The 15,438-nt window shown below is 62.4% G+C and carries 12 protein-coding genes and 1 pseudogene; 3 read left to right on the plus strand and 10 right to left on the minus strand.

What is annotated here, in order from left to right:
- Positions 1–39: 39 nt before the first annotated feature.
- Both ACP2YP_RS22700 and rpoZ read right to left on the minus strand, forming a co-directional pair.
- Positions 40–2,325, minus strand: a complete 2,286-nt coding sequence (locus ACP2YP_RS22700) for a RelA/SpoT family protein (protein WP_426418565.1) — start codon at positions 2,323–2,325, stop codon at positions 40–42.
- A 209-nt stretch (positions 2,326–2,534) separates the two neighbouring features.
- Entirely contained in the window at positions 2,535–2,927 is a 393-nt protein-coding gene (rpoZ, locus tag ACP2YP_RS22705) for a DNA-directed RNA polymerase subunit omega (RefSeq protein WP_014494742.1), read from the minus strand.
- Between the two features lie 328 nt (positions 2,928–3,255).
- Between rpoZ and ACP2YP_RS22710 the strand changes: the two genes are divergently transcribed.
- A complete protein-coding gene (locus ACP2YP_RS22710; RefSeq protein ID WP_426418566.1) occupies positions 3,256–3,891 on the plus strand; it encodes an NYN domain-containing protein in 636 nt (211 codons plus the stop codon).
- Entirely contained in the window at positions 3,872–4,546 is a 675-nt protein-coding gene (locus tag ACP2YP_RS22715) for a uracil-DNA glycosylase (RefSeq protein ID WP_426418567.1), read from the plus strand. The genes ACP2YP_RS22710 and ACP2YP_RS22715 overlap by 20 nt, the downstream gene beginning before the upstream one ends.
- A 55-nt stretch (positions 4,547–4,601) precedes the next feature.
- On the opposite strand, the gene ACP2YP_RS22720 is transcribed toward ACP2YP_RS22715, so the two are convergent.
- The 4 genes from ACP2YP_RS22720 to dapA all read right to left on the minus strand — a co-directional run bounded on the left by ACP2YP_RS22720 (position 4,602) and on the right by dapA (position 7,126).
- Entirely contained in the window at positions 4,602–5,195 is a 594-nt protein-coding gene (locus ACP2YP_RS22720) for a peroxiredoxin (RefSeq protein WP_426418568.1), read from the minus strand.
- Positions 5,196–5,221: 26 nt separating this feature from the next.
- Positions 5,222–5,695, minus strand: coding sequence for an SsrA-binding protein SmpB (gene smpB, locus ACP2YP_RS22725; RefSeq protein ID WP_148773839.1), 474 nt, complete (start codon positions 5,693–5,695; stop codon positions 5,222–5,224).
- A gap of 74 nt (positions 5,696–5,769) precedes the next feature.
- Entirely contained in the window at positions 5,770–6,183 is a 414-nt protein-coding gene (gene mscL, locus ACP2YP_RS22730; RefSeq protein WP_426426234.1) for a large conductance mechanosensitive channel protein MscL, read from the minus strand.
- Positions 6,184–6,235: 52 nt separating this feature from the next.
- Positions 6,236–7,126: a 4-hydroxy-tetrahydrodipicolinate synthase gene (gene dapA / locus ACP2YP_RS22735; RefSeq protein WP_426418569.1), complete on the minus strand. Its 891-nt coding sequence runs from the start codon at positions 7,124–7,126 to the stop codon at positions 6,236–6,238.
- Between the two features lie 242 nt (positions 7,127–7,368).
- Here dapA and ACP2YP_RS22740 point away from each other — a divergent pair, with 242 nt between their 5' ends.
- Positions 7,369–9,840 (plus strand): lytic transglycosylase domain-containing protein, encoded by a 2,472-nt coding sequence (locus ACP2YP_RS22740; RefSeq protein WP_426418570.1) that lies wholly within the window; start codon positions 7,369–7,371, stop codon positions 9,838–9,840.
- Between the two features lie 388 nt (positions 9,841–10,228).
- Here the strand turns inward: ACP2YP_RS22740 and ACP2YP_RS22745 are convergent.
- The 4 genes and pseudogenes from ACP2YP_RS22745 to ACP2YP_RS22760 form a co-directional block, all read right to left on the minus strand.
- Positions 10,229–10,408, minus strand: a pseudogene (locus tag ACP2YP_RS22745) (porin); the annotation flags it as partial.
- Positions 10,374–11,237, minus strand: coding sequence for an FkbM family methyltransferase (locus ACP2YP_RS22750; protein WP_426418571.1), 864 nt, complete (start codon positions 11,235–11,237; stop codon positions 10,374–10,376). The gene ACP2YP_RS22750 and the pseudogene ACP2YP_RS22745, both read right to left, overlap by 35 nt.
- A 64-nt stretch (positions 11,238–11,301) precedes the next feature.
- Positions 11,302–13,359, minus strand: coding sequence for a tetratricopeptide repeat protein (locus ACP2YP_RS22755; protein ID WP_426418572.1), 2,058 nt, complete (start codon positions 13,357–13,359; stop codon positions 11,302–11,304).
- A gap of 170 nt (positions 13,360–13,529) precedes the next feature.
- Positions 13,530–15,014 (minus strand): porin, encoded by a 1,485-nt coding sequence (locus ACP2YP_RS22760; RefSeq protein ID WP_426418573.1) that lies wholly within the window; start codon positions 15,012–15,014, stop codon positions 13,530–13,532.
- Positions 15,015–15,438: the final 424 nt, after the last annotated feature.

Here is a 15,438-nt window from a genome sequence, read left to right on the forward strand (position 1 = left end):
GGACTCACGAGATCGGAGACGGGCAACGACGACAAACGCCTATCCATTAACACGTTCGACACGGGCGACGACCGCCTTGGCGCGCAGCTGGGCCAGGATCGCGCTCAAATGCTTGAGATCGTAGACTTCGAGATCGATCGTCGTCTCCGTGAAGTCGGGCGAGCGGCGCTGCATGCTGATATTGTCGATATTGCCGTCGTGCTCGGCGATCACGGTCGCGATCTGCGCCAGCGCGCCGGGCTCGTTGACGTTCTCGACCTTGATGCGCGCCGGGAAGCGCTGCGGCGCGGAATCCTCGATGTCCCAGCGGACGTCGAGCCAGCGCTCCGGCTCCTCTTCGAAATCCTTCAGCGCCGGCGACTGGATCGGATAGATCGTGATCCCCTCGCCCGGCGTGACGATGCCGACGATGCGATCGCCGGGCACGGCGCCGCCGTTCGGCGCGAACTTCACCGGCAGGTCGGAATTGTTTCCGCCAATGGGAATCGCAACCGGGCTACGCGACGGCTCCAGCGCCTTCTCCTTGAGCTTGGCGGCGAGCCCCTTCTTGACGCCGTAGCGCGCGACGCGCTCCTCCTTGTAGTCGGGATACATCGCGCGCGCGACGTGAGACGCCTTGATCTCGCCGCGACCGACCGCCGCCATGACGTCCTCGATCGAGGTGCGCGCCAGCCGCGGCAGCGCGCCCTTGAGCTTGTCGTCGGCGTATTCGATCTTGGCGCGCTCGAACAGGCGCTCGACGATGCGCCGGCCGAGACCAACATATTGATCGCGCACCGCGGTGCGCGTTGCGCGCCGGATCGCGGCGCGCGCCTTGCCGGTGACCGCCAGCGTTTCCCACGCCGAGGGCGGCGCCGATTGGGCTTCCGAGGTCAGCACCTCGACCTCGTCGCCGTTCTGAAGCTCGGAGGACAGCGGCGCGAACTGGCCGTTGATCTTGCAGCCCACGGCACTGTTGCCGACGTCGGTATGCACGGCATAGGCGAAGTCGATCACATTGGCATGGCGCGGCAGCGCGATCAGCTTGCCCTTCGGGGTGAAGCAGAACACCTGGTCGTGGAACAGCTCGAGCTTGGTGTGCTCGAGGAATTCCTCGGGGTTGGCGCTTTCCGAGAGGATGCCAATGGTGTGGCGCAGCCAGGCGAACGCGTTGGACTCGCGCTTGAGGAATTCGGTCGGCGAGCCCACGCCTTCCTTGTAGAAGACGTGAGCGGCGATGCCTCGCTCGGCGATCTGGTCCATCGCCTCGGTGCGGATCTGAAGCTCGACGCGCTGGTTGCCGGGGCCGATCACGGTGGTGTGGATCGAGCGGTAGTCGTTCTGCTTCGGCGTCGAGATGTAGTCCTTGAAACGCCCCGGCACGACCGGCCAGGTGGTGTGGACGATGCCGAGCGCGCGATAGCAGGCCTCGATGTCGTTGACGACGACACGGAAGCCGAAGATATCGGACAATTGCTCGAAGCCGACCGACTTGCGCTCCATCTTGGTCCAGATCGAAAACGGCTTCTTGCGGCGGCCATAGACCCGCGCACCGAGTCCCCTATGGCGCAGATTGTTGGAGAGCTGGTCCTCGATCTCGCCGATCAGATTGCGGTTGCGCTCGGCGAGCGCATCGAGCCGCTGCATCACCACCGAATAGGCTTCGGGATCGAGGGTGCGGAAGGACAGGTCCTCCAGCTCCTCGCGCATTTCCTGCATGCCCATGCGTCCGGCCAGCGGCGCGTAGATGTCGAGCGTCTCCTCGGCAATGCGCCGCCGCGATTCCGTCGGCACGAAGTCGAGCGTGCGCATGTTGTGCAGGCGGTCGGCGAGCTTGACCAGCAGCACGCGGACATCGTCGGCAATGGCCAGCAACAATTTGCGCAGGTTCTCGGCCTGCTTGGCCTCGCGCGACACCAGCTCGAGTCGCTTCAGCTTGGTCAGGCCCTCGACCAGCGCGCCGATCTCGGGACCGAACAGCTGGTCGATCTCCGCCCGCGTCGCCTCGGTGTCCTCGATCGTATCATGCAGCAGCGCAGCGACGATGGTCGCGTCGTCGAGCTTCAGGTCGGTGAGAATCGCCGCCACTTCGAGCGGGTGCGAGAAATACGGGTCGCCGGAGGCGCGGGTCTGCGAACCATGCGCCTTCATGGCGTAGACATAGGCGCGGTTCAGCAGGTCTTCGTTGGTGTTCGGATTGTAGGACCGGACGCGTTCGACGAGGTCATATTGACGCATCATGCGCGCGCGCGGCTTCGCTGGCCGTGCCACCGGCGCAGTCGGGGCCACGGCAACCGATTCGGTTGCGGCCTGCATCTGCGTGGGTCTGCGGCGTCGATACACCATGCCGTCCTGCCTTCAAACGGACCATGAAACGACCCGTTGTATACACCCTAAGCTCCGATCGCGGGCGCAGCCGATCAATTCACTGACAGGCGCGCGGTGCAAACCGGCAACGCTATGGTAACCACGAAAACGCCAACAAAAGCAAAGGCCCGAACACCGGTTCGGGCCTTTGATAAGATCACAAGAAGTCGACGATCGCGATAGGACGATTACTCGTCCTCCTCGGGCTGCTCTTCCGGCGGCGCGAGGCCTTCGAGGCCCTTCAGGAGCTCCTCTTCGGTCATGCGCTCCACAGCGACCTCGGTATCGTCGGCATCGACGCTGGCGCCGGCGGAACCGATCAGCGGCACCGTGTCCGGCTCGGGCTCGTCCACCTCGACGAACTTCTGGAGGGAGTGCACTAGCTCCTCGCGGAGGTCCTCCGGCGAGATGGTCTCGTCGGCAATCTCGCGCAAAGATACAACAGGGTTCTTGTCGTTATCGCGGTCAACCGTTAGTTGTGAACCGGACGAAATCATGCGGGCACGGTGGGCGGCCAGCAGGACCAGGTCAAACCGGTTGTCGACCTTGTCGATACAATCTTCTACGGTGACGCGAGCCATAGACTGTCGCTCCGTTGTGTGTGAGACGAAATATGTGGATGATTGGGGCTAGTTATAGGGGCCGGACCGATTTCGCAAGGCAAATTTGTAATTTGGCCTCGCCAAACGCCTCTGGTACCTCCACATTAGGGCTGGGGTGGGTGGTTTCCCGGGCTGCCATTGAGGGCGGCGCCGGGAGTATGAAAGTCGGCCATAACTATACCTTGATTGCCCTGACTTCTCCTGATTTGCGGTTTCGACGGGTTTCGGCAGGACTTTGAACTGCGCGGCTTGCTGCCGCCGCGCCAACAATAAACGAATTATCACGAACACGACGCGAGCAAACTGAATGTCACCTTCCCCTACCAACAAGATCGCGCTCTTCATCGACGGGGCCAATCTTTACGCAACTGCGAAAACTCTCGGCTTTGACATCGATTACAAGCGATTGCTGAAGGAGTTTCAGAGCCGCGGGACGCTGCTGCGAGCGTTCTACTACACGGCTATCATCGAGGATCAGGAATATTCCTCGATCCGTCCGCTGATCGACTGGCTCGACTACAACGGCTACACCGTCGTCACCAAGGCGACGAAGGAGTTCATCGACGCCTCCGGCCGCCGCAAGGTCAAGGGCAACATGGACATCGAGCTTGCCGTCGATGCCATGGAGCTCGCCGAGCACGTCGACCAGATGGTGCTGTTCTCAGGCGACGGCGACTTCCGCTCGCTGGTCGAGGCCGTGCAGCGCCGCGGCGTGCGGGTCACGGTGATCTCCACCATCGCCAGCCAGCCGCCGATGATCGCCGACGAGCTACGCCGCCAAGCCGACGTCTTCACCGATCTCGTCGAGTTGCAGTCCAAGCTTGGCCGCGACCCGTCCGAGCGTCCCGCCCCGCGCGATCGCGAGGCGCGCCACCATGCCCCGCAGTTCCTCCAGCGCGCGACCACGATGGCGCCGAGGGGCGATGACGACTTCGAGGAGTGAGGCGGCCCGGTCTAGCCGCCAGGCCCCCGCCCTCGTTCCAGACCGTAATTGTCCGCTCTGCTCGCGCCTGGTCGCCTTTCGCGAGGCGAACCGCGCGCGCGAGCCGCTGTGGCACAACGCTCCGGTCCCGCCGTTCGGCGACATCACGGCGCGCCTCCTGATCGTCGGTCTCGCGCCGGGGATGCAGGGCGCCAACCGCACGGGCCGGCCGTTCACCGGTGACTATGCCGGCGATCTGCTCTACGCCACGCTGCTCGAATACGGCTTTGCCAAGGGCACCTATCAGGCCCGGCCCGACGACGGCCTGAAGCTGGTCGACTGCCGGATCGCCAATGCCGTGCATTGCGTCCCGCCGCAGAACAAGCCGCTGCCGGTCGAGATCAACACCTGCCGCCAGTTTCTCGCGGCGAACCTCGCGACGATGCCGCAGCTGCGCGCGATCGTCGCGCTCGGACGGATTGCGCACGACACGGTGCTCAAGCCGCTGAACCTGAAGGCCTCGCAAGCCCCGTTCGGCCATGGCGCGGTGCACCAGGCCGGTGCGTTCAAGCTCTACGACAGCTATCACTGCTCCCGCTACAATACGAACACGGGCGTGCTGACGACAGACATGTTCCGCAGCGTGTTCGCGAGGGTGAAGGCCGACCTCGACTAGAGCGTTTTCGAGCGAAGTGGCTTCCGGTTCGCGTAAAGAAAACGCGTCAAAATAATCAACCCTTTGCTGGAGTCTTTGCGGGATTGGCCTTCAGCCAGTCCAGCACATCGCCCGCGTTCCGATCGGGCGGAAACACCGGATAGAACACATGGGTGATCCTGGCGTCGTCGACGATCAGCGCGAGGCGCTTGATCAGCGTGAGGCCCGCAACCTCCATGGTCGGCAGGTTGAGAGCACGCGTGAACGCCAGCTTTTCGTCCGAGAGCACCGGGAATGGCAGATGCAGACGCGACGCCATCTCGGTCTGATATTCGTTGCTTTGGGTCGAGAGGCCAAATACCTGCGCGGCCCCGGCAGCCTTCAACTCGGCGAACAGGTCGCGAAACGCACAGGTCTGCGGCGTGCATCCCCGCGCGCCCGGGATCATGTCCCAATCATCGACCAGCGCGATCTTGCCGGGCTCGCCGGTGCGCGGGTACGCGAACACCACGGTGCGGCCCGGGAGCGCCGAAAGATCGACCGAATTGTCATCGGTCGCACGCAGGCTGATCGCCGGCAGCGTCAGGCCTTTCAGATGCGCGGCACCGCCATCGTCGGCGGGTGCGGGGATCTGGCTCCAATCGACCTCGAGCAGGTTTTTCTGAGACATCCTGTCCTCTTGCTCTCCTCTTGCCGCTATCCCCTCGCCCGCATCAGCCGGCCCTTCTCCCGGCTCCAGTCGCGCTTCTTCTCGGTCTCGCGCTTGTCGTGCAGCTTCTTGCCCTTTGCAACCGCGAGCTGCAATTTGGCACGCCCGCGTTCGTTGAAGTAGAGCTTGAGAGGGATCAGCGTCATGCCTTCGCGGTCGACCGCGCCCATCAGCTTGTTGATCTGCCGGCGGTGCAGCAACAGCTTTCGCGGCCGCTTGGGCTCGTGGTTGAAGCGGTTGCCCTGGAGGTATTCGGGAATGGTGGCGTTGATCAGCCAGATCTCGCCATCCTTCGAGTCGGCGTAGGACTCGGCGATCGTGCTCTTGCCGTTGCGGATCGACTTGACCTCGGTTCCGGTCAGCGCAATCCCCGCCTCGACCGTGTCCTCGATCGCATAGTTGAAGCGGGCCTTGCGATTTTCCGCCATGACCTTGATGGGACGTTCGTTCTTATCGGCCATGACCTACAAAATCCGGAACAACAAATCTGATCGAGATGCGCGCGTAAGCTAACAGTTTGGATGAAGCGGGCGCGTCACTTCTTGAGGAGATCGCGGATCTCGGTCAGCAGCACGACCTCGGCCGACGGCTTCGGCGGCTCCGCGGGCTTGGCCTCTTCCTTGCGCTTCAGCGTGTTCATGGCGCGGATCACCAGGAACAGCACGAACGCGACAATGATAAAGTTGATCGTCAGCGTAAGGAAGCTGCCGTAAGCAAGTACTGCGCCTTGCTTTTTCGCATCCGCTAAGTTGGTGGCGCTAACCGTCTTCGACAAGGAGACGAAGTAATTCGAGAAGTCGAGGCCGCCGGTGGCGGCGCCGATGATCGGCATGATGATGTCACCGACCAGCGAAGTGACGATGGCGCCGAAGGCCGCGCCGATGATGACGCCGACCGCGAGGTCGACGACGTTGCCCTTCATGGCGAAATCGCGGAACTCAGTGAGCATCCGCCTGCCCTTTTCGTCGACGCTCATGAACGCTCCCCGATTGGCTAGCGCATCAGTTGATCAGGCCCGCGTGCACCATGGCGTCGCGCACGGCAGCGCGGGTCGGCTCAGACACGGGCACCATCGGCAGTCGCAACGTCTCGCCGAACTTGCCGAGCAGCGACATCGCGTACTTGATCGGCGCCGGATTGCTCTCGATGAAGAGGTTGTTGTGCAGCGGCATCAGCTTGTCGTGGATCGCGAGAGCCGCCTTGGCGTCGCCCTTCTGCCAGGCTGCGTGGAACTCGGCGCACAGGCGCGGCGCGACATTCGAGGTGACCGAGATACAGCCATGGCCACCATGCGCCATGTAGCCGATGATGGTGGCGTCCTCACCCGAGAGCTGGTTGAAGTCTTCGCCGAGCGCCGCGCGCTGCTGCGACACGCGCACCATGCTGGCGGTGGCGTCCTTGACGCCGGCAATGTTCTTCAGCTCCCACAGCCGCTTCATGGTGTCGACCGACATGTCGATCACCGAGCGCGGCGGGATGTTATAGATGATGATCGGAATCCCGATCGCATCGTTGATCGCCTTGAAGTGCTGATACATGCCTTCCTGGGTCGGCTTGTTGTAGTAGGGCGTCACCACCAGCACGGCATTGGCGCCCGCCTTCTCGGCATGCTGGGCCAGCTCGACGGCTTCCTTGGTGGAGTTGGAGCCGGCGCCGGCGATCACGGGCACGCGACCCTTGGCCTCCTCGATGCACCATTCGACGACCTTCTTGTGCTCGTCATGGCTGAGCGTCGGGCTCTCGCCGGTGGTGCCGACCGGCACCAGGCCGTTGGTGCCCTCGGAGATCTGCCAGTTGACCAGGGAGCGGAACGCCGCCTCGTCCAGCGAGCCATTCTTGAACGGCGTGACCAAGGCGGTGAACGACCCCCGGAATTTCGTCTTGGCTACCATGGACTTCCTCCGTACGCGGCGAGTTTTTAGAGCAAGCCCCCTACATATCGGGTCTCACCCGCCGGTAAAAGGGCCGCATCCGCGTGACGAACCGTTTAAGCCGCGATTTTGCCGCGGTGATGGTGCAAACCCGGCGGAGGTAAGCGGCTGTTGGTATTTTGTCCGCATATTCAATCAAATACAGCCAGATCTTGTACAGATAGGTCTTGAGCCAATTGACTGATTCGGGGCGACGAACCTCCGTGACCTCCTTTCCTCGTGCCGCATGGCGATCTGCCGGTCTGGCTCTATGCCTGTTGGGCGGCCTGTCGATCGGCTGCGTCGCCTTGGCCAAGTCCAATGAGACGGCCGAGGACACCGCGAAGGAACCTGCCAAGCAAGCTGCCAAGGGGACTGCAAAGGGAACCGCAAAGCCAGCTGCCAAGCCGCCCGCGAAGGAAACTCCGAAGGGATCGGCCAAGGAGGCAACCAAGGGCGCGGGCAACGAAGCCGCCAAGGGTGCAAGCAAGGGAGCAGCAGCAGCCGCCCCGGCTAAGGATGCTGCGAAGAAACCTGGGAAGGACGCTGGCAAGAACGCCAGCAAGGATGCCGCGAAGGACAAGCCGAAGCCCGCCGCTGCCGCCCCCGCGCCAAAATCCCGACCCGCCGCCAACACGTCCGCCGCGCCTGCGGTGACGGCCACCGTCAGACCTTCCGCCGCGGCCCCCGCCCCCGCCAGACCGGTCGCAACGCCGGTGCTGGCGCCTGCGACCCGCCAGCACGCCGCGCCGCGCAAGCCGGTCACGCCGGCCGCGGTCGCGGCGACCTCGTCGACATCGCAAGCCGACAAGGACACGCTCGAGAACGTCATCGAGCTCGTGCGCAAGCGCAAGCCGGGCGACGCCAGCAGTTACGCAGATTCGATTTCGGATCCCGTCGCGCGAAAGCTCGCGGAATGGATCATCCTGCGCAGCGAGGACAATGGCGCGAGCGTCGAGCGCTACCGCGCCTTCCTCTCCGCCAATCCGAGCTGGCCGTCGCAGACCTTCCTGCGCCGGCGCCTCGAAGCCGCGATGTGGGACGACAGGCGCGACGATTCCGTTGGCTGGTCGTGGTTCGAGAACGAATCCCCTGTTTCGGCCAAGGGCCGCTTCGTGCTCGCCAAGGCGATGCTGGCACGCGGCGACCGCGCCAATGCCGAGCGGCTGGTGCGCGAGGCCTGGCGCAGCGATCCGATGTCGGAGGATACCGAGAACAACGCGCTCGACCAGTTCGGCGCCCTGCTCACGCCGGGCGACCAGAAGGCGCGGATGGACACGCTGCTCTATGGCAGCGAGCACGAGGCAGCACTGCGCGCGGCAAAACGGCTCGGCGCCGGCTATGTCGCGCTCGCCAAGGCCCGCATCGCCTCGTTCAAGAAGGCGCCGAACACACGCGCGCTGCTTGAAGAGGTGCCGCGCGAGCTGCACAGCGATCCCGGCTTCATCTTCAGCAAGATCCAGCTGCTGCGGCGCGAGGAGAAGTTTGCCGAAGCTGCCCAGCTCATGCTGTCGGCGCCGAAGGATCCGGGCCACCTCTACAATCTCGACGAATGGTGGATCGAGCGGCGCCTGCTGGCGCGCAAGATGATCGACACCGAGGAATTCCGCAGCGCCTATCTGATCGCGCGCGACGCAGCGCTTCCCTCGCGCGACATCTACAAGACCGAGCAGGAATTCACGGCGGGCTGGATTGCGCTGCGCTTCCTCAACGATCCCACGGCCGCCGCCCAGCACTTTGCCCGCATCGGCGTCGGCAGCGTCAATCCGACCACGCTGGCGCGTGCCGGTTACTGGCAGGGCCGCGCCGCCGAGGCCGCCGGTCGCCAACAGGAGGCGCGCAACGCCTATGCCCGCGCAGCCGAGCAATCCACCAGTTATTACGGCCAGCTCGCGCGCGCAAAACTCGGCCTGCCCCAGATCGAGCTGAACAGCCAGCCACGCAGCCGCGGCGCCGAGCGGCTGGAGATCGTGCGCGCGGCGCAACTGCTCTACGAGCTCGACGAGCGCGAACTCGCCGTGCCGATGCTTGCCGACATGGGCGAGAATGGCGATCCCGAGGCGCTGACCGGCCTCGGCGAGCTGACCCAGCGCCACGGCGACGCGCGTGGCATGCTGCTGGTCGGCAAGGCCGCGCTCAATCGCGGCCTGCCGTTCGACTTCTACGCCTACCCCATCAACGGCATTCCACAGTTCACGCAGATCGGTCCCGAGGTCGAGCGCAGCATCGTCTACGCGATCGCGCGACAGGAAAGCGCATTCAATCCCTCAGTGGTCTCGCCGGCGCAGGCCTATGGCCTGATGCAGGTGACGCCGGACGCCGCGCGTTACGTCTGCAAACGACACGGCGCGACCTACGACCTCTCGCGGCTGAAGAACGATTCGTCCTACAACGCCACGCTCGGGGCGGCCGAGCTCGGCGGTCTGCTCGAGGATTATCGCGGCTCCTACATCATGACCTTCGCGGCCTACAACGCCGGCCGCGGCAGCGTGAAGAAGTGGATCAACCGCTACGGTGACCCGCGCGACCCGAAGATCGACGCAGTCGACTGGGTTGAGCTGATTCCCTTTTCCGAGACGCGCAACTACGTGCAGCGGATCGTGGAGAATCTTCAGGTCTACCGCGCCCGCTTCGGCGGCGGCACGCGCTTGCAGATCGAGGCCGATTTGCGCCGCGGCGCCGGCAGCGTGGAGTAGCGGCCTCCTCTCTCGAACGGAAGAACCACCACTGGCCATGCCCGGGTTGAGCGCGGCCGGTCCAGAACTTCAGAAGCGTTCTCAACTTCAAGACTTGCTACGCGCTGCCTAACCAACTGGATGAATTGGGGCTGGAATGATATCGCCACTGCCGCGCCTTTGCCACCGCCGAGCCTTGGACTTGAAATAGGGACGGTTGGGTATCAGAACGAAGAGGCCGCCTCGCAAGGCGGCCTCTTCGTTTCCGGAGACGTGATCGGCTCCGTCCGGTCCGTGCCCCGGTCGATTATCATCTGTCGATTTGCGCGTCAGAAGGCCAGGGCCGCATCGCCAAAAAGCAAGAGCCCCCGGCGGTTTCCCGCCGGGGGCTCGAGTTGATTGGTAGATATCAGAAGTTGCGCTGAGCGCGGAGGAGCAGAACGAGCGAGTTCTGATCCTTCAGCTCGTACACGGCTGCCGGCTTGGCAGCGGTAGCAACGGCCGGAGCAGCGATCGTGCCGGAATACTTCTGATCCAGGCGCGACCAGCTCAGGTCAGCGTTGCGGAAGCTGGATGGACGCCATGTAGTCGTGGATCGACTGATCAGGGATCGACCTGCGAGCAATCAGGTGGTGAATACAGTTCGCAGCAAGGTCAAATGAGCGGTAGCAATGATGAGAGATCATAGCCAGATGCTTGAGTTGCTCGACCGTCATGTCAGCTGGCCGCATGAAGTTTCGCACATAGACGATATCGGCCTCGAGTAGCTGGTTCATAGCGGCATGGGGATTGGACGGGTCGCTCAATGGAGCGATCATGCGCTGTTTGAATGCTGTAAAGGCATGGGGAACGAATCCCTGTTTGCGCAATTCGGCATCGATATCCCCGAATGTCGGCTGGTCCTTGTAGAGACAAAGAAACGAAACCTCCGTTTGGATGACGACCGCCCGCTTCAGCTTTTGCCGCGCGCTTCCGAAGACGGCGAGTTCAGAGCCCTGAACGTCGATTTTCAGAAAATCCAGATCCTGGATTTCGGCAATGTCGTCGAGCCGGCGGGTCTGGACCGGATGTTCGCTGACCACGCTGCCCCATTCGGCAAATTTCGCGAAATGCGACAGCACATTCTGATCCGGGAGCAGCAAGCTTGTCATTCCTGGCAGCCGGCAGAGACGCAGCTTTGCCTTGTGCCCGTTTCCGATGACATAGTGATAGTAGCTCTCGAGGTCGCTCTTGCGGGCGTTGAGCACCGCAAGCGCTTCGTCCTGCGGTTCAAAGCCAACGACGGTACAAAGTCTTCGTTGCAGCATCGCCTTGTAGGGTGGCTCGCCATCGATCGGATTGGCCCCGACATCGACCACCGAGGTCAGCCGTGCTGGCCGGATGAGATCGTTCAGAAGGTCCGGTTCGTTGTTACTCATATGCAGTGAAGCCCATGGAGGGAATTACATGAGGCGTCGCGCCAAGGCGGCCTCATGATGAGATTTAGACGGCAAACGAGGCCGGCGCTTCGCCGGCGCAATGCCGGCGCCACATTTCATTGAAGGCCTTTTCGATGTGTCGGGTCATGCCGACAGTATCGAAAAGAGGCCAAGTGGTCCGATGTGTCGCCAGCTTGCTCTTCAGGGCGGTTCGAAGTTCGGAATCGTGCGCAATGCGAAGCGCCAAACTCTCATATTCGTCCAGCGAGCGCGTCACCAGTTCAGGAAGACCGACAGCATTCAGGAGACTGGCTGCAACACGTCCCGCAAAGGCGGTGCCAAGGCAGGTCAGGACCGGCAAGCCAGCCCAAAGGGCGTCGCTGGCCGCGGTATGGGAGTTGTAGGGCAATGTATCCAGGAACAGATCGGCGAGTTGGTGGCGCGCCAAATGTTCGTCGACGGGGACGTGTGGGGCGAACACGATCCTCTCGGCGCCGATGCCGCGCGCAACAGCTTCACGCGTCAGGTTCTCCCTGGCGATCGGGTCTCCATCAAGCAGCCAAAGGACGCTGCCGTGGGTCTTGCTGAGCAGCCTCATCCAGACTTCGAACAGCGGGGGCGTGATCTTGGACGTTCGGTTGAACGCGCAGTAGACGAATGCATCCTCCGCCAGTCCGACCTCGCTCCGGGCCGGCGCATTTGGCAGAGGCTTCGGGTCGGTCACCTGATAGCTGTCGGGGAGATAAATCACCTTCTCGGCGTAATACTTTTGCTCTCCTCCGGGGATGACGATGCGGTCGGCCATGACGTAGTCGATATAGGACGCGCCCATCGTGCCGGGGAAGCCGAGATAGTTGACCTGAATGGGAGCCGCCCGGCGCGCAAGGATTTTCGGCCGCGCACCGGCGGTGAAGCCCCCGAGATCGACGAGGACCTCAATATCGAGCTGGCGTATCAGCTTGACGACGGCCTCGTCGGTAAGATGGCTGACGTCTTCAAAGCGTTCGAATGCTGCCTCCAGGCGGCTGCGCATCTTGCTGCCGTCATCCGGACCGTAGGAGATGGCGCTGATTTCGAAGCGCTCGCGGTCGTGCGCCTCGAAAAGTCCGGCCGTCAAATGCGCGGTGGCGTGATTACGAAAATCGGCAGACAGGTACGCGACCCGCAGCCGGGAAACCGGCGACGGCGTTCGGGGTATTTCGCCAGCTCGTTCCGGGGCGACGTTGGCGACATATGTCTTCGCACAGGTCAATTGGTGTGCGGGAGATGACGAGACATGAAAGAAAGCAAAGGGATCGATCGCCGCGCCGGATTGGACGGCCTCGTCCAGCGCGCCCTGTTCGCGTTCGAAACTGCGCCAGTCGGCGCGCTTCCGCCTGGAAGCAATCAGCTTGCTCAACGCGAACGGGAAAGCCTTGTCCAGTGCGACCGTTCTTTCGAGCGCTCCGATCGCTTCGTCGTCTCGACCCATTTGAGTAAGGACCTCAGACAACGCGAAATGGTTCTGTGGATTCGACGGAGCAAGCTCGACGGCGCTTTGGTAGCTGTTATGCGCTTCGTCAAGCTGACCAAGCTGCTGGGACGCACTGCCTCGGTTTGCGAACGCTGCGCTCGATGGCGCAATCGCAATTGCGCGATCAAATTCCGCGATGGCGCCCTGCAGCTCCTTCCGTGCAAGCAGGATCGCGCCGCGATTGAGATGCGCTTCGGCGAAGTTCGGAGACAGGGCAATGACTTTCGCAAACCAAGCGAGTGCATCGTCTGTCTTGTCCAATGCACGCAGCACGTTGGCATAGTTGAATAGAACGTGGGGATTGCCGGAGTCGACACGGACAGCCTTCTTGAGCAATGGTTCGGCGCCCGCGAAATTGCCGCGCTGGGCGTGCAACAGCCCCAGCATATGCAGCGCGATGGGATGCGTCTTGCTTCCCCTCAGAATGGTCGTGTAGGCGAGCTCCGCCTCCAACAGATTGCCCGAACGGTGCGCAGCAATTGCCTGGTCCAGATTAGCCGACAGATGGGGTGAGGTGGGAGCCGAAGCTCCCTTGTTGCGGCTTTGCTGCGACATATGATTGGATTCTGCACCCCGACGACGGGTCGGTTTTTTGGTGAACTGGTGCAAAAAACTCTAGTCGCCTTTGCTGGAGAGAACAACGGCCGCGCCGTCGCGCTGCAAGGCACGAAATGAGCGCGTGTGTCGATTTCGCGCGGCAAGAATGTTCAAAGTGACAAGCAAAAAATAGACCCCCAGCGAAATCGCTGGGGGTCTTTGTTATCGGCTCAGGACTGATTTTAGAAGTTACGCTGAGCGCGGAGGAGCAGGGCGAGCGAGTCCTGGTTCTTCATCTCATAGAGAGCTGCCGGCTTGGCAGCGGTCGCAAGGCCCGGGCTCGCGATGGTGCCCGAGTACTTCTGGTCCAGATGCGACCAGCTCAGGTCCGCCGTGAACGCCAGGTTCTTCACCGGGCTCCAGACGGTGTTGACACCGATCACACCGAAGTTGAAGTTGGGGTTGCAGTTGCCGGTGAGGCCGAGCAGCCCAACCATGTTCGCGCAGATCGTAGCCTTGCCAGCCGAACCGTACTGCAGGGCGCCGTAGCCACCATAGATGGCGCTCACCCAGTTCGGGTTCCAGTTGTGGCTGTAGCCACCGCGGAAGCCCCAGGTCTTGACGGATTCGATCGACGAGCCGGTGGTGAAGACACCATCGGCGATGCCGGCAATTCCGAGGCCCTGATAGGCGCCAATGCCGCTACCGCTGTACATGAAGAAGGTCTGCGGGAACAAGCTCTGGAAGTTGTAGCGGCTCGCACCATCGGTATAGACCGCCTGCAAGTTGATCGAGTCACCTGCGCCAGTCGGGATGTTCTTGATCGACAACGAACCCTGAACCGCCCAACCCCACTTGTCAGTCGGGTGACCCGAAGGTTCCGTCCCGAGGTAATAGGCAGCATGCATGTCATGCGCGGCAACCGAGATCTGAGCCAGACCCCAGGCCTGGTCAACACGGACGGCACCGGTGATATCGGGTGCGCGCGTGCCACCCCAATCGTTGGCGCCGTACGCGCCCGTGATCATGCCGCCCGCAGTCGCGCTCGACAGATTCCAGAGGTTCGACTGACCGCCAGCGGATGTCGTTTCATCCTCCAACGCGATCGAACCGGTGATGCCCTGGCCGAAGTCAGCGGTATAAGCGACCTGATTGATGCCGGTGACGTGGTTGGAACCGCCCGGAAGGGTATCGGGACCGCCAGCCGGATAGCTCTGCCACGGGGCGTCGAAGATCGAGACCGTGCGGCCGAAGGTGAAGCCAGCGAACTGGATGAACGCATGGTAGAGGCCGAGGGAGGCCGAAGTGTTAGGCGTGCCCGCAACGATCGACGGGTTGCTGCCGGTGACGCTTTGCGTATCCCACGTGAAGACCAAGTCGGCGTAGGTACGAACAACACCGTACTCGGTCGCCGTGCGCGTATCGACCGTGAAGTCCATACGAGCGCGTTCGCCCCAGTAGTTTGTCAGACGGTTATTCGAACCCTGGTTCGCGCCTTGACGGAAACCGTAGTCACCGCCGACGGCCCAGACGTCGGCGCGCAGATAGCCACCAAACTTGATGCAGGTGTCGGTGCCCGGCATGTAGTAGAAACCCGCACCGTACAGGGAGCAGATCTTCACGTATTCGACCGCTTTGGCCTTCACGGGGAGATCGGCAGCCTGCGCTCCGCTCACGGCGATGAGACCCGCCGCTGAGCCGAGCAAAAGGCTCTTAACCAACTTCATGTTAAACCTCCAAGTTGCTCTTCAGGGAAGGTCACTGACCCGAATGGCCAATTCCCAAACCCCCTTTAAATCACCGCTTTGGCCACCTTCGCGTCTTCGGACACACCCGCATGAACGCGAGGGACTTAAGCGAAAGACCTAAACGGGACGACCTTGGGATGCCCCCCTCCGTCGCCCGATCACAATTACTGAACGTCCTTGCACACACAACAAGAGAACGCGCCGAAACGGGCCTATGGAGTGTGTTTTCCGGCGGGTGTTGCACAAATAACACGCAGATGTGATCAGGCGGCGCCGACAACACGTTGTTATTGCTTATATTTTTTAATCGGTTCCATCTGCTCCGGAGTTCCCGGTCTGGTGCCTCGCGCGCCGACTTACGCACACTCGCGGTTCTGAAGGGCCCGAATCGTAGAATCGGTAA

Source organism: Bradyrhizobium genosp. A, from assembly GCF_049949275.1.
Lineage (GTDB): Bacteria > Pseudomonadota > Alphaproteobacteria > Rhizobiales > Xanthobacteraceae > Bradyrhizobium.

What these genes read in the sequence shown, in the direction of transcription:
- ACP2YP_RS22750 (WP_426418571.1), bottom strand. Translation starts at nt 11,237, where the DNA reads ATGAGTAACAACGAACCGGACCTTCTGAACGATCTCATCCGGCCAGCA.
- dapA (WP_426418569.1), bottom strand. Translation starts at nt 7,126, where the DNA reads ATGGTAGCCAAGACGAAATTCCGGGGGTCGTTCACCGCCTTGGTCACG.
- ACP2YP_RS22720 (WP_426418568.1), bottom strand. Translation starts at nt 5,195, where the DNA reads ATGTCTCAGAAAAACCTGCTCGAGGTCGATTGGAGCCAGATCCCCGCA.
- mscL (WP_426426234.1), bottom strand. Translation starts at nt 6,183, where the DNA reads ATGCTCACTGAGTTCCGCGATTTCGCCATGAAGGGCAACGTCGTCGAC.
- ACP2YP_RS22710 (WP_426418566.1), top strand. Translation starts at nt 3,256, where the DNA reads ATGTCACCTTCCCCTACCAACAAGATCGCGCTCTTCATCGACGGGGCC.
- ACP2YP_RS22700 (WP_426418565.1), bottom strand. Translation starts at nt 2,325, where the DNA reads ATGGTGTATCGACGCCGCAGACCCACGCAGATGCAGGCCGCAACCGAA.
- ACP2YP_RS22715 (WP_426418567.1), top strand. Translation starts at nt 3,872, where the DNA reads ATGACGACTTCGAGGAGTGAGGCGGCCCGGTCTAGCCGCCAGGCCCCC.
- smpB (WP_148773839.1), bottom strand. Translation starts at nt 5,695, where the DNA reads ATGGCCGATAAGAACGAACGTCCCATCAAGGTCATGGCGGAAAATCGC.
- rpoZ (WP_014494742.1), bottom strand. Translation starts at nt 2,927, where the DNA reads ATGGCTCGCGTCACCGTAGAAGATTGTATCGACAAGGTCGACAACCGG.
- ACP2YP_RS22760 (WP_426418573.1), bottom strand. Translation starts at nt 15,014, where the DNA reads ATGAAGTTGGTTAAGAGCCTTTTGCTCGGCTCAGCGGCGGGTCTCATC.